We start from the raw sequence: 22923 nt of genomic DNA, 5'->3' as shown, positions 1-22923 counted from the left end.
CTGGGTTCAGAACGTCGTGAGACAGTTCGGTCCCTATCCGTCGTGGGCGCAGGAAATTTGAGAGGAGCTGTCCTTAGTACGAGAGGACCGGGATGGACGCACCGCTGGTGTACCAGTTGTCTTGCCAAAGGCATCGCTGGGTAGCTATGTGCGGAAGGGATAAGTGCTGAAAGCATCTAAGCATGAAGCCCCCCTCGAGATGAGATTTCCCATCACTTTATGTGAGTAAGATCCCTGAAAGATGATCAGGTAGATAGGTCTGAGGTGGAAGCGTGGTGACACGTGCAGCTGACAGATACTAATCGATCGAGGACTTAACCACAGTAAAAAGCGCAGGCGGCTTGAACAGAGGCGACAGGCATATGACAGCAAGCAGATGAGGGCGGTATTTGCCCTCGGCTGATTGATGACAGCTGATTGATGACATATGACCCCGAGCCTCTAGCCGCCGGAGCTGGATTGCAAAATGCAGCGAAACTCGGAATACTTTCTTCTTTCTTCTAATACTTTATCTAGTTTTGAGAGAACGATGTTCTTTCAACAAAATATGTCTGGTGACTAAGGCGAAGAGGTCACACCCGTTCCCATGCCGAACACGGAAGTTAAGCTCTTCAGCGCCGATGGTAGTTGGGGGATCTCCCCCTGTGAGAGTAGGACGTCGCCAGGCGATCCAAAGAGTACCCGAAAAGGTGCTCTTTTTTGTGTTTAAAAAAGGGGGAGATCCCCCAAAAAAGATTCTCATTCCCCGCAGGAGCGAGGATGGGGAGGAGCAAGAAGGTCGAGGACGAGAGCACCGGAGTGGGCTCTGCCCATGAGGAAAGAGATCTTCCAAATATTGAGGTTCTGGATAATGAGTGTCCCCTTTTCGGCAAAGATATGTCTTCAAGCAGAGGCTCTGGATACATAAGTGTCCCCTTTTCGGCAAAGATGTGTCTTCAAGCAGAGGTTCTGGATACATGAGTCTCCCCTTTTCGGGATAGATGTGTCTTCACCCAGAGATTCTGGATACAAGAGTGACTTGTTTTCAGCAAAGATATGTCTTCACCCAGAGATTCTGCATACAAGAGTGCCTAGTTTTCGGCAAAGATATGTCCTCACGCAGAGGTTCTGGATACAAGAGTGACTTGTTCTCAGCAAAGATATGTCTTCACCCAGAGATTCTGCATACATGAGTGAGTTTTTTTCGGCAAAGATATGTCCTCACGCAGAGGTTCTGGATACATGAGTGACTTGTTTTCAGCAAGGATATGTCTTCACGCAGAGTCTCTGGGTACAAGAGTGACATGTATTCGGCAAAGATATGTCCTCAGTCTGCGCCTCTGGATACATGAGTGAATTGTTTTCAGCAAAGATATGTCCTTACGTTGAGCGGAAGGTGATGAGCAGCGAATCGCACCGAAGATGGGAGTATCCTAAAATTTAAAACTAATATTTTCCCCCACAGCGCCTGTTCCTTTTTAAACAATTTCCCATTAGACATACACAGACAGGAATTCGCTTACATAGTATAGCAACATGAGATAATTCACTCTATTTAAATTTTGTGAAAATGCGTATATTTGAACGGCTTCGGGGCAGAATAGGTGTATGGAGGTGGAGAGACTGGTGCTGAATACAGAGAAAAGAGCAGGGGAAACGTGTATTGTCTGCAGTCAGGAAAAGAGAACAGGGATACATCTGTATACATCTTTTATCTGCATAGAATGCGAGAAAGATATGATTGGAACGGAAACGAACCATCCTCAGTACAAGTATTTTGTGGAACAATTGAAGAAAGTCAATACACCGCAAATATATTCATAGACGAAGCCGGGATAAAATCCCCGGTTTTTTTATTGTTCAGCTACAGCGCCTGAGGGCCGTACCGACTGGAATACTTAGCCTCTCGTGGCTGACCAAGGTGCTTGCGCTTTTGTTCTTCTTATTAATATCGACTTTAAAGAAGCAGCATTCTGCAATTCCCCAGAGGTTCGCTTGTCTAACAAAATTCAAAAATACAGGCAAAGAGCAGCTCTATGATAAAATATAGAGAATAACCGCAGGAAGGATTGCTTTTTATGAGAGATCAAAACAGGATGCCTTTGGTTGAGGCCCTGCAAAGTCATATAGATAAAGATTCGGTGTCTTTTCATGTGCCAGGGCACAAGAATGGGGCATTGGTGGAAGGGCAGGTCAGAAAAGCTTTGGAGTATGATGTCACGGAGCTGGCTGGTCTGGATGATTTGCATGCCCCTGAGGGTGCCATCAGGGAAGCACAGGAGCTGCTGACGGATCATTACAAATCTGAGAAGAGTTATTTTCTTGTCAATGGAAGCACGGTCGGGAATTTAGCAATGATTCTGGGTGTATGTAATGAAGGTGATGTTGTATTTGTTCAAAGGAATTGCCACAAGTCGATTCTGAATGGGCTTCAGCTTGCGAATGTAAAGCCGGTGTTTCTTCACCCGGAACTTGATGAGCAGGCAGCTGCTGCATCAGGTATTTCCCAGGCAACACTCATACAGGCCCTAAGGCTATATCCTAATGCGAAGGCTTTAATTTTAACATATCCTACCTATTATGGGACTGTGTACGATATAAAGAGTTTGATAGAACTTTCTCACGAACATGGGGTAAACGTGCTGGTGGATGAGGCACATGGGGCCCATTTCTCTTGCGGCACTCCATTTCCTTCGTCTTCGTTGGGATGGGGAGCTGATGTGGTTGTTCAATCAGCTCATAAAACACTCCCTGCCATGACAATGGGATCTTTTTTACATATAGGAACTGAGAGGATAGACCAAGATAGAATTGAACACTACCTGGGGATGCTGCAGTCGAGCAGTCCTTCGTATCCGATCATGGGTTCACTGGATTATGCACGGCACTATATTGCTTCCTATTCTGCAGAGGACATTGAATTCTTTAAAGATAAGAGAAAACATTTTTTAAAGGGGCTTCGAGGAGCAGGATATGAAATTATTGAAAGTGCCGACCCTTTAAAGCTGATGGTGAGGCTACGGGGATATTCAGGTTACGAGCTTCAGGAGGAATTGAAGAATAGAAGTGTGTTTTCTGAGCTTGCCGATCCATATCAAGTCCTTTTCATATTACCTTTGATTAAAAAGGGAATGACATTTCCATATGAAAAGGCACTGCTGAGTATGAAAGCGATCGAACCTTCAGAGGGCAACACGGAACTCATCCTTTTAGAGAAGCAGCAGAAAATTACAGCTCTCCGCCATTCATTTAAGGAAATGGAAAAGAAGGAAAAAGGGTGGGCCTCTGTTGATGAAGTAGTTGGAAGGACTGCAGCAGAAGTGTTGGTTCCTTATCCGCCAGGTATACCGTTATTTTACCCTGGCGAGGAGATCTTGGAAGAAAGTATTTCAGAGTTGAAGAGGCTTATGAAGCTCGGAGCAAAATTTCAAGGTGGAAAAAAGCTGGAAGAAGGGAAAATAAGCATTTTCGTCTAGGTTGTTTACTTATGTGGGTGTTTCGTAAAATCCCAAGACTTTCTATTTGAACGGGGAGAAGAGTTCCTTTCTTCCAGGGTTATCCGTTGAATTCACTAGTTGTACTTCTGTTTTGAAAGGGTACAAAAAGAGCCTTGTCTAAATCTGCAATTGGCTCTGATATAAGTTATAATGTAACAAGCAGCTTTTGGAGGTTAAATGATGAGACAGGGATTATTTATATCAGTTGAAGGTCCTGAGGGAGCCGGAAAATCAACAATCATTAAAAAGATGGCCGATGAGCTTGAAGGAAAGGGCCTGAGTGTAGTGCTGACCAGAGAGCCAGGCGGGATTACGATTGCGGAGGAGATTCGCCGGGTCATTCTCGATCCTGAGAATACAGCAATGGATGAAAGAACGGAAGCTTTGTTATATGCAGCAGCAAGGAGGCAGCATTTAGCGGAGAAAGTCATTCCCTCTCTAGAAAATGGCAGCATTGTTCTATGTGACCGTTTCCTGGATAGTTCTCTTGCTTATCAGGGCCATGCAAGAGGCATTGGAATGGAGGAAGTGTACAGCATCAATAAGTTTGCGATAGGAGATACGATGCCTGATATTACTCTTTATTTCGATGTGGAACCTCAAATCGGTCTGGAACGGATCGAGAAAAATAAAGGCAGAGAAGTGAACCGCCTGGATTTGGAAGCAATCGGCTTTCATGAAAGGGTAAGAGAAGGGTATCTGATGCTGCTCGAGAAGTTTCCAGAGCGGATTAAGAAAATTGATGCCGGTATGACATTTGATGAAGTATATGAACAAGCTTTGAATGTTGTTGAGCTATATATAAGCGAACACAGGCCAGTCAAATAGCAGACTGGTTTTCTTTTATAATTCTTTATAGAATTCTTTTCTGAAAGCCTGGTGCTTTCTGAACACTAATAATACCTCAGGGCACTTTTAGGTAAATCCTTTTTGCTTAAAACAGATTCAAAACGACTGTTTGCAGTAATTTCCAAAATTTATTTGAAAAGTTTGAACAGGAACAGATATTATGAAGAGCATATTCTTGCTATAATGGTATATATACAGATTTGCGGAAGAGTTTTTATGGGAGGAAGTGGAAGAGATGAAAATGATAATGGCGGTAGTACAGGATCAAGACAGTAACCGTCTTTCCAATGCACTGATGGACCATAACTTCAGGTCGACCAAGCTTGCCAGTACAGGCGGTTTTCTTCGATCCGGCAATACCACTTTCTTAATCGGGGTGGAGGACATCAGAGTGGAAAAGGCCCTGCAGGTAATCAGGGACAGCTGCAAGTCGAGAGATCAAATGGTTGCCCCTGTTTCACCGATGGGAGGCAATGCCGATTCGTATGTACCTTATCCAGTGGAAGTGGAAGTTGGCGGTGCAACTGTATTCGTTCTGCCGGTGGAACAGTTTCACCATTTCTAGAAGCGAGGGAATAAAATGAAAATCAACCAAGACCTCCGTGTCGGTGTCGATAAGGTTCGTACCGATCAGAAGCCGAACAATGGAGGCTCTGTTAAATTCGGAGCACTGGTCAGCAAGCAGGACCAGAAGCTGCAAATGGAACAGCTGGGGAAGCTGATGAGCGACATCTCCAGTGCAGGAGAGAGGCTGTCCCGTTCAAGGACCTTTAAAGATCTCGCGAAATATAAATCTCTGGTGAAAAAGTTTGTACAAGAAGCTGTCGATTATGGCATGAATCTTAAACAGTCCCATACATGGAATCAGCATGGAGAAGGCAGAAAGCTGAACATCGTGGAAAGTGTGGACCAGAGGTTAATGGAGCTGACTGAAGATATATTGGATGAGGAAAAACAATCGATTGATATTTTAGGCAAAATCGGAGAAATTAGAGGCCTGTTAATTAATTTATATACGTAAGTGAGTGATCGTGTTGTCCATGAGCTGGGAAGAACTCAATGAAATACAGCCTGTTGTCCTGCAGATGCTGGCCAACAGCATCAAGAGAGAGAGAGTGGCGCATGCATATCTCTTTGAGGGAGAAAGAGGAACAAGAAAGCAGGAAATAGCGGTCCTCTTTGCCAAATCGCTGTTATGTGAACAACCAGTGGATGGTATAGCCTGTGACCACTGCAATAACTGTAAAAGAATCAATCATCATAACCATCCAGATGTCCATGCGGTTGAACCGGATGGACTCTCTATCAAAAAAGAACAAATCAGAACCCTTCAGAGTGAGTTTAGTAAAACGGGAGTTGAGTCCAGCAAGAAGATCTACATTATCTCCCACGCTGATAAGATGACACCAAATGCCGCAAACAGCCTGCTGAAATTTCTTGAAGAACCATCTTCAGAAACAACGGCTATTCTGATCACTGAGCAGGTGCACCGTATCCTTCCAACCATCATTTCACGCTGCCAAGTGGTATCCTTTCAGCCGCTTCCCACGGAAATGATAAAGGAAAGGCTGATATCTGAAGGTGTAAACGTCAATATGGCTGCACTGACAGCAAGTTTAACTAATAATTACCAAGAAGCTTTTGAATTAAGCAGCGAAGAGTGGTTTGCACAAGCGAGAATAATAGTGTTAAAATTGTATGAAGTCCTTCGCAAAAGTCCATTTCAGGCAATGATCAGTTTGCAGGAGGATTTTAACGAGCATTTCAAAGAGAAGTCTCAAATAGATCGAGCGTTGGATCTTTTACTTCTTATATATAAAGATCTGCTGTATATACAGATAGATCAAGCAGATAAACTGGTGTACCCGGATAAGAAACAGGAATGGGAGTCAGATGCGCTTCAGGTTTCCACTAACAGTCTGTCAGACAAGATGACGGCCGTGCTTGAAGCCAAACGAAAACTGAACGCAAATATGAATACTCAGCTGTTATTGGAGCAGCTTGTGCTAAAATTACAGGGGTGATTTCCTTTGTACGATGTTGTAGGAGTACGCTTTAAAAAAGCGGGAAAAATATATTATTTCGACCCGGGTGAACTCGGAATCGAGAAAAACGACTATGTAATCGTAGAAACAGTCAGAGGAGTGGAATACGGAAAAGTAGTAGTGGACCGAAAGCAGGTTGGCGAAAACGATGTGGTCCTTCCTTTGAAGAAAGTGATTAGATTGGCCGATCCAAAGGATCAAATGGCCGTGCAGGAAAATAAAGATGCCGCAGAAGAAGCATATAATGTCTGCTGCAGCAAGATAACAGAACATCAGCTGGATATGAAGCTGGTTGATGTGGAATATACATTTGATAGAAATAAAGTAATCTTTTACTTCACGGCTGACGGCAGAGTGGACTTCCGTGAATTAGTTAAAGATTTGGCATCCATCTTCAGGACGCGTATCGAGCTTCGCCAGATCGGTGTAAGGGACGAAGCGAAGATGCTCGGCGGGATCGGCCCTTGCGGCAGGATGCTTTGCTGTTCAACTTATCTGGGAGATTTCGAACCAGTATCAATCAAAATGGCGAAAGATCAAAACCTTTCTCTTAATCCAACGAAGATTTCCGGATTGTGCGGCCGGCTCATGTGCTGCCTGAAATACGAAAATGATGAGTATGAAGCGGCCAAGGAAGAGCTTCCGGATGTAGGAGAAAGAATCAGTACGCCGCATGGTGAAGGTAAAGTGGTCGGTCTTAATATTTTGGAACGTGTCATCAAGGTGGATATCAAAGAAGTCGAACGTGTTCTTGAATTTACTTTAGATGAAATCTCAAACGAAAGTGCCGTCTCAATTCAAGCCACAGAGTAACGGGGTGGAGTTAGTGGATAAAAAGGAGTTCTTTGATTCAGTCAGTAATATGGAGCAACAAATAGGACAGCTTTACCAGCAGCTGGGTGAATTGAAACAGGTCTTAGCGGAAATTTTAGAAGAGAATAATTCCCTGCAGCTGGAAAATGAACATTTGCGCAGAAGACTGGAGCAAACAGGGAACTCATCAAAAGGCGCTGCACGTAAAGGGAAGAAAGGGGCCAGACAGTCTCATGCTGAAGATAAGTCACTGGATGTTGGTGAAGGATATGATAACCTTGCTCGGCTTTATCAAGAAGGCTTTCATATCTGCAATATCCACTTTGGCAGTCCCCGTAAAGATGAAGACTGTTTGTTCTGTTTATCTTTCCTAAATAAAAAATAGCATCAATATAAGCCTTCCTGACATCAGGAAGGCTTCGTTTTTACATAGAAATGTGCTGTTCTTCTAAGCTTGTCAATGATAATACTGGGTGTAAAAACTTGTTCTTTTAATATGGCTTGTTCAATGATTATTTCTGTACAAGAGTAGAGGATTCGTTGTCTCTCTGCTTCCATAATCAACAGCCAGCAGCAAGTTTTATAACCTTTAGGTTAGACGTTTCAGCATAAAAACAGTCTTCATATAGTTTTAAGAAATATTGACTTTCTTACTATTTTACCCTGCTTCCTATTATTAAGTAAGATTGAAGCGGAAAATGTACGACCCTCCAGCAGGACTGGCAGGAGTAAAAAAAACAATTTTCCCAACAATAGAACTAACAGTTTACAGAGAATCTGACGGAGGAGTAGAAATGGTTGAATTGAAAGAAGATGAAAGACTGGATTATTTACTGGCAGAAAATTTAAGGATTATTCAAAGTCCGTCGGTATTTTCTTTTTCGCTGGATGCAGTCCTGCTCGCCAACTTTGCTTATGTTCCCAAACGAAAAGGGAAAATCATCGACCTTTGCTCAGGGAATGGAGTGATCCCCCTGATGCTCAGCAACAGGACAAGTGTGCCGATCACCGGGGTGGAAATCCAGGAAAGATTAGTTAATATGGCTGTACGCAGCATCGAATATAACCAATTAGAAGATCAAATTTCTATGATACATGGTGATATCAAGGAAATACCAGCCCATTTTGGGAACGATAAATTTGATGCCGTGACTTGTAATCCGCCTTATTTCTCAGAAGGTGAAAAGGTGAAAATCAACAGCAATGAACACTATGCGATTGCCCGGCATGAATTGCTCTGCACACTGGAGGATGTGGTGAAGTCAGTCAGCACACTTCTTAAACAGGGAGGAAAGGCTTCATTTGTCCATCGCCCAGGCAGAGGGGTGGATCTTCTCACACTGATGAGAAAGTATCGTATTGAGCCAAAACGGGTACGGTTTGTTTATCCGAATAAAGAGAAAGAAGCAAACACAGTTTTGGTTGAAGGAATTAAGGATGGCAGCCCTGATTTGCGGGTGCTGCAGCCACTGGTGGTTTATAATGAAGACGGCAGTTATGGAAGTGAAGTCCATCGAATGCTGTATGGACAAGACAGTTAACCGGTTAGTTTCACAAAAAGAAGAGCAGGTGAAGAGAGTGAAGACACAGAAGAGCTTTCAGGAAACAGAGACAGGCAGCCTCTACCTTGTACCGACTCCGATTGGCAATCTTGAAGATATGTCTTTCAGAGCCGTCAGGATACTAAAGGAAAGTGATGTTATTGCTGCAGAGGATACAAGGAATACGAAGAAATTATGTAATTACTTTGAAATAGATACCTTTGTTGTCAGCTACCACGAGCATAATAAAGAGAGCAGCGGGGAAAAACTCCTCGAAAGAATTGAGAGAGGTGAAACGGTAGCTCTCGTCAGTGATGCGGGGATGCCCTGCATATCTGATCCGGGTTATGAAATCGTCAGGGAAGCGGTCGATAGAGGTATCGCTGTCATACCCCTGCCGGGAGCAAATGCTGCTTTAACCGCCTTAATCGCGTCTGGAATTGACCCTCAGCCATTTTATTTTTATGGCTTTTTATCACGAGGCAAGAAAGAGAAGCGAAAGGAACTTGAAATCCTTTCAAGGCAGAACAGCACATTGATTTTTTATGAATCCCCTCATAGGTTGAAAGAAACTCTCAAGGAAATGAAAGAAATCCTTGGTAACCGTCAAATCGTTATATCAAGGGAGCTGACGAAGAAATTTGAAGAATTCATACGCGGTTCTCTAGAGGAAGTGCTGGAATGGAGCAGTGAAGGAGAGGTCCGCGGGGAATTCTGCCTTGTTGTTGAAGGCAGTACCGACACTCATGAACCTATTGAGGAAGGAAAGTGGTGGAGCAGCCTTACGTTATCAGAGCATGTGCAGCATTATATAGAAGAAAAAGAAGTCTCGTCAAAAGAGGCGATTAAAATGGTTTCAAAGGACAGGGAGGTTCCTAAACGTGATGTCTACCAGGCATTTCATGTAGAGTGATTTCTATTTAAGCTATAAAATGATCTCTTGATAGGCGGCCTTCAGAGTTCAATTGTGAACCAGTTTGTTAAACTTAGTGGAAATGATTTTCCAAAAGGGAGTTACCGCATGACACAACATGTTACGGAAGAACTGTATAGAGCAATAATCGAAAACCAGAAGACCTTGGCTGATCAGTGGCTAAAATTGAGAACGAAGAAATCTGATTCCATCTATTCTGCAGATGCAGATGAAAAGTATGAAAAGCTGCTCAGGGAGCAGAACGTTCTAACGACCAAGACCATTGCGAGTTCGTTATTAGATGATAAAGAAGAATATCAACAAAACCTTGAACAGTGGGCAATTATGGTGGCTAAGAGCCGGGCCGACCTTGGAACCCCGATTTATGAAGTGCTGGAAGCTGTCCATGGATTCCGGAGTATTATTATGAATTTCTTGAATGCTTATGTAATGGAAAAAGGGGATTTCATTACGAAGGAAGAGATAATGAAGTGGAATCATTCCATTCACTCTGCATTTGACCAGCTGATCCAGGAATTCTCAGAAATGTACTACAATCTTACAAGAGAGAGAATGAAAGCTCAGCATGACTTAATTGCAGAACTTGGCGCCCCGATCATACCTGTTGGAGATACGATAGCGGTCCTTCCTTTAATCGGTGATATTGATACCGAAAGAGCAAGAAGAATCATGGAGATTGTTCCAATGAAATGTATGGAAAAGCGAGTGGATCAGCTATGCATCGACTTATCCGGCGTCCCTATTGTGGATACCATGGTGGCTCAGCAGATTTACTCCATCATTCAGGCTCTCTCCCTGCTGGGCATTAAGACATCTCTTTCGGGCATAAGGCCGGAAGTAGCCATGACTTCCGTCCAGCTTGGCATTAATTTTAAGCAAATCAATACATTTAATACTTTAAAGCAGGCTTTGCAAAAGACAGGGCTCAACTAGCCAGTCATATTTTCATTAGAACAATACTGAAGGTGAAAAGGCAGTGTTCAAAGAGTTTAAAGGGCAAATGGGCAAGCAGACTCTCTGTGTGTTGAACCTATCGGCCTTGATAGTGCCAGAGATTTAATCATTTCTGTAATAAGAACTGAAAATAAGAAAATACCCTGAGAAGGCCTCTCTAATGAGAAGCCATTCTGCAGGGTACTTTTTTATTGATTTATTTCTCTTCAAGCTGGAAAGAGCTTTGGATTTCTTTAATGATTTTTTCTGCACCTTCGCGGCTCAGGATCAATTTTCCATCTGCCAGTTTGATGTTATCATCAGATACTTCACCTGTTACATGACAAGTCATGCTTGGTTTATATTTCTTTAAGATGATTCTCTCATCATCCACGTATATTTCTAAAGAGTCCTTTTCAGCAATACCCAAGGTACGGCGTAATTCAATCGGAATTACCACACGTCCCAGTTCATCGACTTTACGTACTATACCAGTTGATTTCATTATTATTATCCCCTCTCGAAAATATGGTCTATTTGAATTCGTCATTTTTCGACATATTTTTGATTATGAATCTATAATAACAGCGATTCCAAAATCCGTCAATAATAAAAAATGTAAATTTTTATATTTCACTTTTCGAACTAATGTTGGTGCAATAAGGTTTGAAAAGCATTGGCGGAAAAAGAATTTCCAATTTATTATTATTATCAGAAAACTAACTTATGTAAACTGATGTCGAATTATCGGTTAACACATAGGTGTAAATCGACAATTTTCGACAATAAGGTTAATTTCATGTCGAACTAGATGCTGCTCTGCCTTCAGTTAGTTGCAGAATCGGGTTATTTTAGGTATATTTTGAGGATGCAAGAGGTTATGATGTAGTTATTACAGCAGTATTATTAACAGGTTTTTTTATACGGCTTAAATAAGGCTATAACTTAAATTAAATACAAATGAAAATGATAGATATAGGGGAGGAATATTATATGAAGGAAAAGCTTAAAACCTTCTATCTGACGACGCCAATTTATTATCCCAGCGGGAACTTACATATCGGACATGCCTATACAACTGTAGCAGGGGATGCTATGGCCCGTTATAAAAGAATGCGCGGTTTTGACGTCATGTATCTGACGGGAACAGATGAACATGGCCAAAAGATACAAAGAAAAGCAGAAGAAAATGGCATTACACCTCAGCAATATGTGGACGGTATCGTTTCCGGAATCCAAGACCTATGGAGTAAGCTGGATATATCTTATGATGATTTTATCCGCACGACTGAAAAGCGCCATAAAGACATTGTCGAAAAGATTTTCAGCCGGCTGCTTGAACAGGGTGATATATACCTTGATCAATATGAAGGATGGTATTGTACACCTTGCGAGTCTTTCTTTACCGAACGCCAGCTGGAAAATGGAAATTGTCCTGACTGCGGCCGTCCTGTCGAAAAAGTAAAAGAAGAATCCTATTTCTTCAAGATGAGTAAATATGCTGACCGGCTTATCCAGTACTACAATGAAAATCCTGAGTTTATCCAGCCTGAATCTCGTAAGAATGAAATGATCAATAACTTCATTAAGCCCGGATTAGAAGATCTGGCAGTTTCAAGAACGACTTTTGATTGGGGAGTCAAGGTCCCTGGAGATCCCAAGCACGTCATTTATGTATGGATCGATGCGCTTTCCAACTATATTACCGCTCTGGGATATGGAACGGAAGAAGATACAAAGTATCTTAAATACTGGCCGGCAGATGTGCATTTAGTCGGAAAGGAAATCGTCCGCTTTCATACTATTTACTGGCCGATCATGCTGATGGCTTTGGACCTTCCGCTTCCTAAAAAAGTCTTCGCTCACGGCTGGCTGTTGATGAAAGACGGCAAAATGTCGAAATCGAAGGGCAATGTCGTAGATCCTGTCACACTGATTGACCGTTACGGATTGGATTCCCTGCGTTATTACCTGCTGCGAGAAGTTCCATTTGGTTCTGACGGCGTCTTTACACCTGAGGGATTTGTCGAAAGAATTAACTTCGACTTGGCGAATGATCTTGGAAACCTGTTGAATCGTACAGTAGCTATGATCAACAAGTATTTCGATGGAGAAATCCCGGAATACAAAGGATCTCAAGGACCATTCGATAAAGAGCTGCTTGAAGTGAATAACGAGACGGTGAGGCAGTACGAAGAAGCAATGGAAAATATGGAATTCTCTGTAGCCTTATCAAGCCTCTGGCAGCTGATCAGCCGTACGAATAAGTATATTGATGAAACTCAGCCTTGGGTACTTGCAAAGGAAGAAGAGAAGAAAGAAGATCTAGGCAACGTAATGGTTCACCTGGCAGAAACTCTTCGCCGCGCAGCAGTTATGCTGCAGCCGTTCCTGACAAGAACTCCTAAGAAAATCTTTGAACAATTGAACACAGTGCAAGAAGAGCTGACAACATGGGAAAGCCTTGAAGAGTTCGGTATGATTCCTGCCGGCACCAGCGTAGTGAAGAAGGGAGAGCCAATCTTCCCGCGTCTGGATATTGCTGAAGAGGTTGAATATATTCAAGAAAAAATGAGAGGCACAGCTCCTCAGCCCCAAGAAGAAGAAAAAGCAAAAGAAGAAGAGGTTCCGGAATCAGAAGAAATCACGATTGATGATTTCATGAAAGTTGACTTAAGGGTAGCAACCGTAACACATGCTGAGCCGGTGAAGAAAGCCGATAAACTCTTGAAGATTCAATTGGATCTCGGTTATGAAAAACGCCAGGTAGTTTCAGGGATTGCCAAGTTCTATTCGCCGGAAGAGCTGGTCGGAAAGAAAGTCATTTGTGTGACTAATCTCAAGCCAGTCAAGCTGCGTGGTGAATTATCACAAGGAATGATCCTCGCAGGGGAAAAAGACGGTGTGCTTGCCTTAGCAAATGTAGATCAATCTTTGGCAAATGGAGCTAAAGTGAAGTAACCTATTAAAAGAGAGTGTTTCACGTGGAACACTCTCTTTATTATTCATAAACAACAAAAAGATTTTATAATTGCAGGTAACTAATCTCCTGCTGCAAGAAGGAAATCTGTGTTTTAAACCGCAAGAAGACAACCCTTCCAAAAAATGTTTAATGTCGAGTGGAGAGGGTAACAATAAATTTGTGTGAATATTTACCTATTTTTATCTGGAAATATTGGAGAGTATTTCAATTGTTAATAAAAAGTTACATAAGTGAGAAGCTTGTCACAGAAGAATATTATAAAATAATACTATTAAAAGGAGTCTTAATATGTTGTTTGATACCCATGTCCATTTGAATGCTGATCAATTCAGCGAAGATTTAGAGCAAGTCATTGAGAGGGCTCAAAATGAGGGAGTAGAAACTATGGTGGTTGTCGGATTTGACAGGCCGACGATCAATAAGGCGATGGAGCTTGTTGAACACTATGACTTTCTTTACGCCGCCATAGGATGGCACCCAGTTGATGCCATTGATATGACCGATGAAGATTTGCAGTGGATTGAAGAATTGTCAACGCATCAGAAAGTGGTGGCGATTGGTGAAACAGGGCTGGATTATCATTGGGATAAGTCGCCAAAAGAAATACAGCAGGAAGTATTCCGCAAACAGATCAGGCTTGCCAAGAAAGTAAAGCTGCCGATCGTCATACATAATCGAGAAGCCACCCAGGATATTGTGGACATATTGAAAGAAGAAGAAGCTAAAGAGGTTGGCGGCATCATGCATTGCTTCAGCGGAAGCTCTGAAACGGCTCATGAATGCCTCGAGATGAATTTTCTAATTTCCCTTGGCGGTCCTGTGACATTCAAAAATGCAAAGAAGCCAAAGGAAGTAGCGGAAGAGGTTCCACTTGAAAAGCTGCTGATTGAGACGGACTGCCCGTATCTTGCTCCCCATCCATACAGGGGCAAACGGAATGAACCCTCTTATGTTAAACTGGTTGCCGAGCAGATTGCTGAACTTAAAGGTGTCTCTTTTGAAGAAGTTGCCGAAACTACGACCCGAAATGCAAAAAAACTATTCGGCATAAATTGATAACTGATTTTGTCGAGGTTTAGGAAAGCTTGTCCTGCTTACCATGAAAAAACTAAAGTTCTACATTTCTCATCTCTCTCATAGGATAACCGTGTCGAGAAGTTATCCTTCCTTTTTTCTATAAGTTTCAGCATAATGGCGATACGTTCCCAAAATTGCTAGACTCATAAACTAAGGGGGTTAGGCTTGACAAGTGTGCTGCTAGTCTAATATAATCACTCCGAGAAAAGGAGGCGTTTTTCATGAGTGATGAAAACATGAAAAACCTGTTTTCCAAGTCGATGAAAAAAAGGAAATGGGCCATTCTAACCGTGAGTATAATAGCCTTTACGGCAGTATTCGGTTACCTTTTGTTCGAGGGGACAAAGAAGTCAGTCGCACTGACTTTGAATGGCAAAGAACAAGAAGTCAGGACACACGCAAATACTATACAAGATATTTTGCAAGATTTAAAGATTCCTTTGCAATCAGAAGACTATTTGTATCCAACGGAAGCAACCGAGGTTACGAATAACATGAAAGTGGTTTGGGAACCGGCGAAACAGGTAGAAATCAAGGTTGGAAGTGAAACCAAGAAGGTCTGGACGACAGCGGGAACGATCAAGGAACTGTTGTCTGATGAGAAGATTGAGATTGGCGAACATGATAAGATCAATGTAGGCCTTGATGAAGAGGTAACAGAAGAAACAAAAGTTGAGATTGCACCTGCATTCCCCGTAAAGCTTGTAGATGGGGGAAGTGAAAAGGCTGCATGGTCAACTTCGACTACGGTCGCTGACTTTTTAAAGCAACAAGGAATCACACTAACGGATGAAGACCGGGTGGAACCCAATTTAGACACCGCTGTTAAAGCAAATGATGTCATAAATGTCGTTCGAGTTGAAAAAGTCACCGATGTAGTGGAAGAACCAAAAGATTTTGCTGTAGTTACCCGTCAGGATTCTGACCTTACAAAAGGCAAAGAAGAAGTTGTTCAAGCGGGACAGCAGGGTTTAATTGAAAAGAAGTATGAAGTTGTGAAAGAAAATGGCAAAGAGGTATCCCGTAAGCTTGTCAGTGAAAAGACTGTCAAGGAAAGCCAGGATAAAATTGTCAGCGTCGGAACTAAGGTATTGGTTGCCCAAGTCTCCCGCGGCAGTTCTTCTTCCAGTGCTCAGACAACTTCAGCCTCAGCCCCTAGCAGCGGAGGCAAAGAGTTCTATGTGAGCTCCACAGCCTACACAGGCAGCTGTAACGGGTGTTCGGGTATTACTGCGACGGGAATTAATCTAAGAGCAAATCCCGGAGTGAAAGTTATTGCAGTCGACCCTTCAATCATTCCGTTGGGAACAAAAGTGTATGTTGACGGCTATGGATATGCAGTAGCTGCTGATACTGGCGGAGCAATTAAAGGAAACAAGATTGATGTGTTCTTTCCTTCCAAATCCGAGGCTTACCGCTGGGGAAGAAAACAAGTAAAAATCAAGATCTTGAACTAATATTATTTTTTCTAGGCAGGGGATTTCTCCTGCTTTTTTTGTTTTTTAGAAACCTATAATCTTAACCTTTGTGGATAATTTTAATTATGAGCTCACCGACATAAAGCAAAAACACCAACATTCTTTTCTCTTTCAGCCCGAAAACGATATAATAAACATTACATGAAAGATGTTGTTACTAATTAGACGAATAAGATTACAAAAATGTTTCAATTATTTTGGAGGAAATATGAAAATAAAAGAAATAATTGTGGTGGAAGGCAGGGACGATACCACTGCCATACGCCGTGCTGTCATGGCGGACACTATTGAAACGAATGGCTCTGCTGTTTCGGAGGAAACCCTATTAAAAATCAAACATGCACAGGAAAAGAGAGGAGTCATTATTTTTACTGATCCTGATTATCCTGGTGAACGTATAAGGAAAATAGTGAATGACCATGTACCGGGCTGCAAACATGCTTTCATTACCAAGAGTGATGCGCTGCCGAAAAGAGGCAGAGGCATAGGAGTGGAGCATGCCTCACCTGAAGTTATTCAAGAGGCTCTCAAAGAAGCTCACTTAATGAATGAATCAATTGAAGAAGAAATCAGTGTAGATGATCTGATTGATGCCGGCCTGATAGGCGGAAGCAGGTCCAAAGACAGAAGAGAGCGGCTTGGGGAATTGCTGCGGATTGGATACACGAATGGTAAACAGCTTCATAAAAGATTGAAAATGTTCCAGATAAAGCAAGAGGAATTTGCAGAAGCGATTCAAACCATATTACAGGAGGAAACACATGCATAAAGATATTGCTACCCCAATAAGAACAAAGGAGATCATGAAAAAGTACGGATTCTCTTTTAAAAAGAGCCTCGGTCAGAACTTCTTGATTGACCCCAATATATTAAGAAATATTACTGATTATGCCGGCCTTACAAAAAAAACGGCTGTGATTGAAATTGGACCTGGGATTGGGGCGCTGACGGAGCACCTGGCAAGAACGTCTGGAAAAGTACTGGCGTTTGAAATTGATCAAAGGCTTCTGCCGATCCTGGCCGATACATTGTCTCCGTATGACAATGTGACCATCGTGAACGAAGATGTTTTAAAAGCGGATGTACAGTCTATGATTGAGAAGGAACTGGGCGGCTATGAAGAGATCATGGTCGTTGCCAACCTGCCATATTATGTGACGACCCCGATCATTTTAAAGCTTTTGACAGAAGGTCTGCCAATCAAGGGAATCTGTGTCATGCTTCAGAAGGAAGTGGGAGACAGGATAGCGGCGAAACCAGGGACGAAGGAGTATGGCTCGCTGTCCATCGCAATACAGTACTATACGCAAGCAGAGACGGTCATGATCGTTCCTAAAACCGTATTCATGCCGCAGCCTAATGTGGACTCTGCTGTGATCAGGCTGACCAAAAGGGACGAGCCTGCCGCCCAAGTGGATGACGAAGAGTTTTTCTTCAAAGTGACGAGATCTTCTTTTGCCCAAAGGCGCAAGACGATTCTCAATAATCTTACCAGCCAGCTTCCGGATGGAAAACAGAAAAAGGATGAGATCACTGCAAGCCTGGAGAGAGCGGGGATAGACCCGGGGAGAAGGGGAGAGACCCTCAGCATCCAAGAGTTTGCACATCTTAGTAATGAGCTTCTTCCTCATTTTCAATAAAAAAGCAAAGGACCGGTTATCTGCCGGTCCTTTGTTCTTTTATTACCAACTTATGAATACGTTGTGTAAGAGAGCGTTTATAAAATTCCGCTGCTCAGCAGTTCATTCATTTATTCTTAGAGTTTTTCTCTGAGGGTTATTGGACTCCGACCCGCCCCGCGGAGTCGTGCGGCTGGAGTGGAAATCGGAAATCCATAGCCGCAATCTTTGCATAAAGGAGAGGCCGCCTTTATTCTCATTACACTTTTTTACTGCCCCTTATGCAATACGTTGGTAGCACTCAAGTGATTTCCATCAGGATCTTTAAATCCAAAACCTCCATACCCATGCTCTGGATTGATATTCAATGGACCTGTTTCAATGTCCTTACTCTTCAGCCAATTGTGAAATCCTTTTAAGTCAGCAGTATAGAAATCAATGATACTGTGTTCTATCTCGTTATGGGAGTTCCTGAAAAACAAACGGTTCGTCTGCTCGGTTTCAACCAGAAATATGGTTGGCACCCCTTTTTTGCCGAACGTCAGCATCGCGTTTCTTTCGCCTTTGAATTCAACTTCTGCCCCTGCAACCTCTACATAGAATGGAATGGCCGTTTCAAGGCTGCTCACAGGAATTTCGAGTGTGGCTATATGTGAAATAAATCCAGACATCTTAATGCCCCCTTATTAGGTAATATTTAAAAAATTCGATGAAGCAGGCAAATTTCCTTCCGCTGTCTCAACGTTTTTTCAAAGACACCGATTTCCGGGCAGGTGCATAGGTTACTAAAGGAAGATTTATTTAAGGATGTACTATCCAATGGAGTTGACGCCAGTGAAATTAGAGGTCAATGCCATCGTCGGCCGGAAGTCTCATCAATGCGATATACTATTTCGCATCATTGACATCATGGAGTCAGGCGGCCGTAAAACGGCGATGTTATATGGGGAAGATTACAGACTCGTTGCAGATGCGCCGCTTGAAGACCTGGAACTTATCGATCCCCGCGAATATAAGCGGAGGACCATGGAGTTTCGATCAATGGAAGAACAATCGCTGGAGTTGTTCCAGCAGGATATCGACCTGCAGCAACAGAAGCAGGAGTACTTTTCGACGAATGCTTACCGTGAAGAGTACAATTACTTCCAAATTCCCGGAAGAGTGCTGCACCTTGATGGAGATCAATCTTATCTCCAAAAGTGCCTGGATCTTTATGAAAAAATAGGTGTTCCCGTCACAGGCGTCCATTGTAATGAAAAGGAAATGCCTGATAGAATCGGGGCTCTTATTGATCGATACCGGCCGGACATCCTAGTAATCACCGGTCATGACGCCTATACGAAAGCCAAGGGGAAAAAGTCGGATATAAACGCTTACCGCCACTCCCGTTACTTCGTTGATACAGTGAAGGAAGCAAGGAGACGGGTACCGCATCTTGATCAGCTGGTCATTTTCGCAGGTGCCTGCCAGTCCCACTTTGAGTCTTTGATCCATGCGGGAGCCAACTTTGCGAGCTCTCCGCTGCGAGTCAATATACATGCCTTAGATCCGGTGTATATAGTGGCCAAAATCAGTTTTACTGCTTTTACAGAACCCGTCAATGTGTGGGACATTTTAAGAAATACCCTTACAGGTGATAAGGGGCTTGGCGGAATAGAAACAAGGGGCGTGCTGAGAACAGGAATGCCCTATAAGCCAGTGGATGATGAGTAAAGAGAAAGCCGTATGAAGAATATTCTTTTACGGCTTCTTCCTATTCAAAAGCGGAAGCGCCTTGGTCATCCCCGACAGGCAAATGTTCTCAAGAGAAAAAAAGGCGGTCTTTCCTTTTATTCACTTGAGGTTATTTGACCCCGAGGGGCTAGGCACAGGAACTAGACGACCGCTGGTCCCGCGGGAGGTCGCACGGCTGCAGCATCATTCCTGCCCTCCTTGTAAGCAAGTTGCTGGAAGGGAAAATCCGATCGCCAGGAACTACTAACAGTCTTACTATGCGGGCAGGTCTTCATGTGTAGAATCACTGAAAATAGGGTAAACAGCTATGTGAATTGCAAAAGGTATAGCGGTGCTCCAAAAAAGCCTTTAAAAACTTTTCGACAAGATCTTTTGGTATCCAGGAGAAAAGGGTGCTGGAAAATCCCTTACATATTATGAAATATTCCAGGGAATGCTAAACTTGTTGAAAAAAATTGCATTTTGTTGATTGAAAAGCATTGACAGGGATTAAAAGTTATTGATAAAATAATAAATTTATTTGACTTTCGCTACATAAAGTGTTACACTAATTATAGTGAGGTGGAAGCGTAATGCCAAAAACATTAGCCGACATAAAAAAATCCCTTGATTCTAATTTAGGAAAACGCTTGATGCTTAAAGCCAATGGCGGACGTCGTAAAACAATCGAACGGTCAGGAGTCCTAGCGGAAACTTACCCTTCAGTCTTCGTCGTTCAATTAGATCAAGATGAAAATGCGTTTGAAAGAGTTTCTTACAGCTATGCAGATGTACTCACAGATACAGTTGAGTTAACTTTCTATGATGAAGCAGCAGGAGCAATGATCCTCGAGCAGTAAACACTTTGTTTGCTGCTTTTTTATTTGTGTTAAAAACAAAAGGAAAAGTGTCCCGGCTCTTTTCGCTGCTGCAAAACAATATAAGGTGGAAAAAGGCTCCCGTTTTCCCCGGAAAAACTCACTTTCAAAAGATGTTTTTCACAAAGTTTTTAAATCGGTTAATCCTAATAAATGGGGATACTTAAGCCATTCTGCTTTTATTGGAATAACAGGGTTTAGTCTCCTTGTAACATTTCCAAGCTTTCTGTTCATGCTAAAGATACGGTCCTTAAATAAGGAGGAATCATAAATGAGCAGAAGACGAGGCATGATGTCCGAACAATTGAAGGAAGAGATTGCAAAGGAACTGGGCTTTTATGATACCGTCCAGCAGGAAGGTTGGGGAGGCATTAAATCGAAAGATGCCGGCAATATGGTGAAAAGAGCAATCGAAATTGCCCAAAGAGGGATGATCAATAAGAATTCTTGATTCCAGAGAGACCCCCTGCTGACTTGCTGCATTGAGAAGGATCGGTTCAAACAGAAGGGAAGTCTTCTGGCCGATCCTTTTTTTGCGTAAAATCCTTACATAACCTCTGGTTTTTGCTGAAAAATAATCAATCTAATTGAATTTTCTTTCCTATAAAAGGCTAGCATGAAAGTAACTATACAAAAAAGTAGGGGTTTTGCAGCATGCCAAAGAAGGAATATGCTAAAATAGTTTCCATAGATATTTCCATAGAAAGCATAAAAATGAACGAACGAATCGAACATTCTCATAGAATTTAACAATGAAAGTGAATGTTCATTGAATTGGTTTGTATAAAAGTAGGTGAATTTTTTGAGAACGTTAGTAAAGGCCCCGGCCAAGATCAACCTTACTCTGGATGTCCTGCATAAACGTCCGGATGGCTTCCATGAAGTCGAGATGGTCATGACCACGATTGATTTGGCAGACCGAATCGAATTGAATGAATTAATGGATGACAGAATCAGTATTTTGTCCCATAACAGGTTTGTACCCGATGACCAGCGAAACCTGGCTTATCAAGCCGCTCATTTATTAAAGAAAAGACTGGGAATTAAAAAAGGGGTTTCCATCTCCATTGATAAAGTGATTCCTGTAGCTGCGGGGCTTGCAGGCGGGAGCAGTGATGCAGCGGCTACCCTGAGGGGATTGAATGAACTCTGGAAGCTTGGGCTGACATTGGATGAACTTGCTGAGCTTGGCTCGGAAATCGGTTCAGATGTTTCTTTTTGCGTATATGGCGGAACAGCGCTGGCAAAAGGAAGAGGAGAACGGATCCAGCATATAAAAGCACCGCCGAACTGCTGGGTGATTTTAGCGAAGCCTTCAATAGGTGTCTCCACAGGTGATGTATATAAAAATCTTAACCTGGGAGGAATCCGTCACCCTGATACTAAGGCCATGTTGTCGGCCCTTGAGGGTGGAGACTATGATTCCATGTGTAAAAACTTAGGGAATGTACTGGAATCAGTGACTTTGAAAATGCACCCTGAAGTCCAGCAGATCAAAGAACAAATGGAAAGGTTCGGAGCGGATGCAGTCTTGATGAGCGGAAGCGGACCCACCGTATTCGGACTTGTCCAATACGAATCAAAGCTGCCTAGAATATATAACGGGCTTCGCGGCTTCTGTGACCAGGTATTTGCCATCAGGATGCAAGGTGACCGAAACCCTCTTGCTTAAATCCGTATATTAATGATATATTTAGTCTATAATATTCGGGTTTAAAGGAGGTTGATGTTGCGTTGAAATTTAAAAGAAGTGAACGGTTAATTGACATGACGCACTATATGCTTGAACGCCCGCATCAATTAGTGCCGCTCACGTTTTTCTCTGAGCGTTACAGTTCTGCCAAATCATCCATCAGTGAAGATCTCGGAATCATCAAGGAAACATTCGAGACACGGGGGATCGGTAAGGTCCAGACTGTTCCCGGTGCTGCAGGCGGCGTAAAGTATATACCAAAAGTAAGTTCGCCTGATGCTAAACAAGTAATCGGTGAATTGTGTGAACACTTAGCTAATCCCGAGCGGCTTCTGCCGGGCGGTTATTTATATATGACTGACCTGCTGGGAAACCCCCGGGCGATGGACAAAGTCGGAAAACTCTTTGCTTCTGCATTTAGCGGCAGTGATATTGATGTCATTATGACCGTAGCTACAAAAGGCATACCGATTGCCCATGCGATAGCCAGCCATATGAATGTCCCTGTCGTAATTGTAAGAAGAGACAGCAAAGTGACAGAAGGCTCGACAGTAAGCATTAACTATGTCTCAGGGTCCAACAAGAGAATCCAGACAATGGTCCTTTCTAAAAGAAGCTTGAAGGAAGGCTCGAAGGTCCTGATTGTGGATGACTTTATGAAGGCTGGAGGCACAGTGAACGGCATGAAAAATCTCCTAGAAGAATTTTCTGCTGAATTATCCGGCATCGCTGTTTTGGTAGAAGCAGAAAATGCGGACGAGCGTCTAGTAGATGAGTATATTTCACTAGTGAAATTGTCTGACGTGGATGTTAAAGAAAAGCAGATCAATGTTTTTGAAGGAAATTACTTTAACTCAAATATTTCATTTCTTGAAATGGGAGGAAACTAAT

Annotated in this window: 23 protein-coding genes and 2 rRNA genes; 23 read left to right on the top strand and 2 right to left on the bottom strand. The window is 42.7% G+C overall.

The window, feature by feature from the left end:
- The 13 genes from FZC79_RS21195 to FZC79_RS21130 all read left to right on the top strand — a co-directional run.
- Positions 1-322: ribosomal RNA gene (locus FZC79_RS21195) — 23S ribosomal RNA — on the top strand; the annotation flags it as partial.
- A gap of 228 nt (positions 323-550) precedes the next feature.
- Positions 551-667: ribosomal RNA gene (gene rrf, locus FZC79_RS21190) — 5S ribosomal RNA — on the top strand.
- A gap of 920 nt (positions 668-1587) precedes the next feature.
- Complete coding sequence (locus tag FZC79_RS21180; RefSeq protein ID WP_148948656.1) at positions 1588-1803, top strand: sigma factor G inhibitor Gin; 216 nt, start codon at positions 1588-1590, stop codon at positions 1801-1803.
- Positions 1804-2057: 254 nt separating this feature from the next.
- Positions 2058-3455: an aminotransferase class I/II-fold pyridoxal phosphate-dependent enzyme gene (locus tag FZC79_RS21175; RefSeq protein ID WP_148948655.1), complete on the top strand. Its 1398-nt coding sequence runs from the start codon at positions 2058-2060 to the stop codon at positions 3453-3455.
- A gap of 201 nt (positions 3456-3656) precedes the next feature.
- A complete protein-coding gene (tmk, locus tag FZC79_RS21170; RefSeq protein WP_148948654.1) occupies positions 3657-4304 on the top strand; it encodes a dTMP kinase in 648 nt (215 codons plus the stop codon).
- 256 nt (positions 4305-4560) lie between these two features.
- Entirely contained in the window at positions 4561-4890 is a 330-nt protein-coding gene (locus tag FZC79_RS21165; RefSeq protein WP_148948653.1) for a cyclic-di-AMP receptor, read from the top strand.
- A gap of 15 nt (positions 4891-4905) precedes the next feature.
- Positions 4906-5346 carry a YaaR family protein gene (locus FZC79_RS21160; protein WP_148948652.1) on the top strand — a complete coding sequence of 147 codons (441 nt, stop codon included), beginning with the start codon at positions 4906-4908 and terminating at the stop codon, positions 5344-5346.
- Positions 5347-5365: 19 nt separating this feature from the next.
- Complete coding sequence (holB, locus tag FZC79_RS21155; protein ID WP_148948651.1) at positions 5366-6349, top strand: DNA polymerase III subunit delta'; 984 nt, start codon at positions 5366-5368, stop codon at positions 6347-6349.
- Positions 6350-6355: 6 nt separating this feature from the next.
- Complete coding sequence (locus FZC79_RS21150; protein WP_148948650.1) at positions 6356-7183, top strand: PSP1 domain-containing protein; 828 nt, start codon at positions 6356-6358, stop codon at positions 7181-7183.
- A 13-nt stretch (positions 7184-7196) separates the two neighbouring features.
- Complete coding sequence (gene yabA, locus FZC79_RS21145; protein WP_148948661.1) at positions 7197-7568, top strand: DNA replication initiation control protein YabA; 372 nt, start codon at positions 7197-7199, stop codon at positions 7566-7568.
- 409 nt (positions 7569-7977) lie between these two features.
- Positions 7978-8724, top strand: coding sequence for a tRNA1(Val) (adenine(37)-N6)-methyltransferase (locus FZC79_RS21140; RefSeq protein WP_148948649.1), 747 nt, complete (start codon positions 7978-7980; stop codon positions 8722-8724).
- Positions 8725-8761: 37 nt separating this feature from the next.
- Positions 8762-9637 carry a 16S rRNA (cytidine(1402)-2'-O)-methyltransferase gene (rsmI, locus tag FZC79_RS21135; protein WP_148948660.1) on the top strand — a complete coding sequence of 292 codons (876 nt, stop codon included), beginning with the start codon at positions 8762-8764 and terminating at the stop codon, positions 9635-9637.
- 108 nt (positions 9638-9745) lie between these two features.
- A complete protein-coding gene (locus tag FZC79_RS21130) occupies positions 9746-10591 on the top strand; it encodes an STAS domain-containing protein (protein WP_148948648.1) in 846 nt (281 codons plus the stop codon).
- Between the two features lie 217 nt (positions 10592-10808).
- Here FZC79_RS21130 and FZC79_RS21125 read toward each other — a convergent pair whose 3' ends face one another.
- Positions 10809-11102: an AbrB/MazE/SpoVT family DNA-binding domain-containing protein gene (locus FZC79_RS21125; RefSeq protein WP_187442919.1), complete on the bottom strand. Its 294-nt coding sequence runs from the start codon at positions 11100-11102 to the stop codon at positions 10809-10811.
- Between the two features lie 482 nt (positions 11103-11584).
- Between FZC79_RS21125 and metG the strand changes: the two genes are divergently transcribed.
- The 5 genes from metG to rsmA all read left to right on the top strand — a co-directional run bounded on the left by metG (position 11585) and on the right by rsmA (position 17769).
- Positions 11585-13552, top strand: coding sequence for a methionine--tRNA ligase (gene metG, locus FZC79_RS21120; RefSeq protein WP_148948647.1), 1968 nt, complete (start codon positions 11585-11587; stop codon positions 13550-13552).
- 310 nt (positions 13553-13862) lie between these two features.
- Complete coding sequence (locus tag FZC79_RS21115) at positions 13863-14630, top strand: TatD family hydrolase (protein WP_148948646.1); 768 nt, start codon at positions 13863-13865, stop codon at positions 14628-14630.
- 242 nt (positions 14631-14872) lie between these two features.
- The gene (locus tag FZC79_RS21110) at positions 14873-16108 is read left to right on the top strand and encodes a G5 and 3D domain-containing protein (RefSeq protein ID WP_148948645.1); all 1236 of its coding nucleotides are present in this window, start codon (positions 14873-14875) and stop codon (positions 16106-16108) included.
- A 229-nt stretch (positions 16109-16337) separates the two neighbouring features.
- A complete protein-coding gene (gene rnmV, locus FZC79_RS21105; RefSeq protein ID WP_148948644.1) occupies positions 16338-16898 on the top strand; it encodes a ribonuclease M5 in 561 nt (186 codons plus the stop codon).
- The gene (rsmA, locus tag FZC79_RS21100) at positions 16891-17769 is read left to right on the top strand and encodes a 16S rRNA (adenine(1518)-N(6)/adenine(1519)-N(6))-dimethyltransferase RsmA (protein WP_148948643.1); all 879 of its coding nucleotides are present in this window, start codon (positions 16891-16893) and stop codon (positions 17767-17769) included. The genes rnmV and rsmA overlap by 8 nt, the downstream gene beginning before the upstream one ends.
- Before the next feature lie 248 nt (positions 17770-18017).
- Here rsmA and FZC79_RS21095 read toward each other — a convergent pair whose 3' ends face one another.
- Positions 18018-18419, bottom strand: coding sequence for a VOC family protein (locus FZC79_RS21095; protein WP_148948642.1), 402 nt, complete (start codon positions 18417-18419; stop codon positions 18018-18020).
- Between the two features lie 148 nt (positions 18420-18567).
- Between FZC79_RS21095 and yabG the strand changes: the two genes are divergently transcribed.
- From yabG to purR, 5 genes are all read left to right on the top strand, one after another.
- Positions 18568-19461 (top strand): sporulation peptidase YabG, encoded by an 894-nt coding sequence (gene yabG / locus FZC79_RS21090; protein ID WP_148948641.1) that lies wholly within the window; start codon positions 18568-18570, stop codon positions 19459-19461.
- A 593-nt stretch (positions 19462-20054) separates the two neighbouring features.
- A complete protein-coding gene (gene veg, locus FZC79_RS21080; RefSeq protein ID WP_006837798.1) occupies positions 20055-20321 on the top strand; it encodes a biofilm formation stimulator Veg in 267 nt (88 codons plus the stop codon).
- Positions 20322-20610: 289 nt separating this feature from the next.
- Entirely contained in the window at positions 20611-20790 is a 180-nt protein-coding gene (locus tag FZC79_RS21075; RefSeq protein ID WP_148948640.1) for a small, acid-soluble spore protein, alpha/beta type, read from the top strand.
- Between the two features lie 351 nt (positions 20791-21141).
- Entirely contained in the window at positions 21142-22011 is an 870-nt protein-coding gene (gene ispE, locus FZC79_RS21070; RefSeq protein WP_148948639.1) for a 4-(cytidine 5'-diphospho)-2-C-methyl-D-erythritol kinase, read from the top strand.
- 62 nt (positions 22012-22073) lie between these two features.
- Positions 22074-22922, top strand: coding sequence for a pur operon repressor (gene purR / locus FZC79_RS21065; protein ID WP_148948638.1), 849 nt, complete (start codon positions 22074-22076; stop codon positions 22920-22922).
- The last annotated feature ends 1 nt before the right edge of the window (position 22923 follow it).

This window comes from Rossellomorea vietnamensis (assembly GCF_008180615.1).
GTDB lineage: Bacteria > Bacillota > Bacilli > Bacillales > Bacillaceae_B > Rossellomorea > Rossellomorea vietnamensis_D.
The sequence above is the reverse complement of the archived record's forward strand: the minus strand, read 5'-3'. Positions and strand labels throughout refer to the sequence as shown.

Coding starts and splice junctions, on each gene's coding strand:
- FZC79_RS21140 (WP_148948649.1), top strand. CDS start 7,978: ATGGTTGAATTGAAAGAAGATGAAAGACTGGATTATTTACTGGCAGAA.
- FZC79_RS21075 (WP_148948640.1), top strand. CDS start 20,611: ATGAGCAGAAGACGAGGCATGATGTCCGAACAATTGAAGGAAGAGATT.
- rsmA (WP_148948643.1), top strand. CDS start 16,891: ATGCATAAAGATATTGCTACCCCAATAAGAACAAAGGAGATCATGAAA.
- FZC79_RS21180 (WP_148948656.1), top strand. CDS start 1,588: ATGGAGGTGGAGAGACTGGTGCTGAATACAGAGAAAAGAGCAGGGGAA.
- FZC79_RS21160 (WP_148948652.1), top strand. CDS start 4,906: ATGAAAATCAACCAAGACCTCCGTGTCGGTGTCGATAAGGTTCGTACC.
- yabG (WP_148948641.1), top strand. CDS start 18,568: ATGGAGTTGACGCCAGTGAAATTAGAGGTCAATGCCATCGTCGGCCGG.
- veg (WP_006837798.1), top strand. CDS start 20,055: ATGCCAAAAACATTAGCCGACATAAAAAAATCCCTTGATTCTAATTTA.
- FZC79_RS21115 (WP_148948646.1), top strand. CDS start 13,863: ATGTTGTTTGATACCCATGTCCATTTGAATGCTGATCAATTCAGCGAA.
- FZC79_RS21110 (WP_148948645.1), top strand. CDS start 14,873: ATGAGTGATGAAAACATGAAAAACCTGTTTTCCAAGTCGATGAAAAAA.
- FZC79_RS21095 (WP_148948642.1), bottom strand. CDS start 18,419: ATGTCTGGATTTATTTCACATATAGCCACACTCGAAATTCCTGTGAGC.
- tmk (WP_148948654.1), top strand. CDS start 3,657: ATGAGACAGGGATTATTTATATCAGTTGAAGGTCCTGAGGGAGCCGGA.
- metG (WP_148948647.1), top strand. CDS start 11,585: ATGAAGGAAAAGCTTAAAACCTTCTATCTGACGACGCCAATTTATTAT.
- FZC79_RS21130 (WP_148948648.1), top strand. CDS start 9,746: ATGACACAACATGTTACGGAAGAACTGTATAGAGCAATAATCGAAAAC.
- holB (WP_148948651.1), top strand. CDS start 5,366: ATGAGCTGGGAAGAACTCAATGAAATACAGCCTGTTGTCCTGCAGATG.
- FZC79_RS21175 (WP_148948655.1), top strand. CDS start 2,058: ATGAGAGATCAAAACAGGATGCCTTTGGTTGAGGCCCTGCAAAGTCAT.
- rnmV (WP_148948644.1), top strand. CDS start 16,338: ATGAAAATAAAAGAAATAATTGTGGTGGAAGGCAGGGACGATACCACT.
- FZC79_RS21165 (WP_148948653.1), top strand. CDS start 4,561: ATGAAAATGATAATGGCGGTAGTACAGGATCAAGACAGTAACCGTCTT.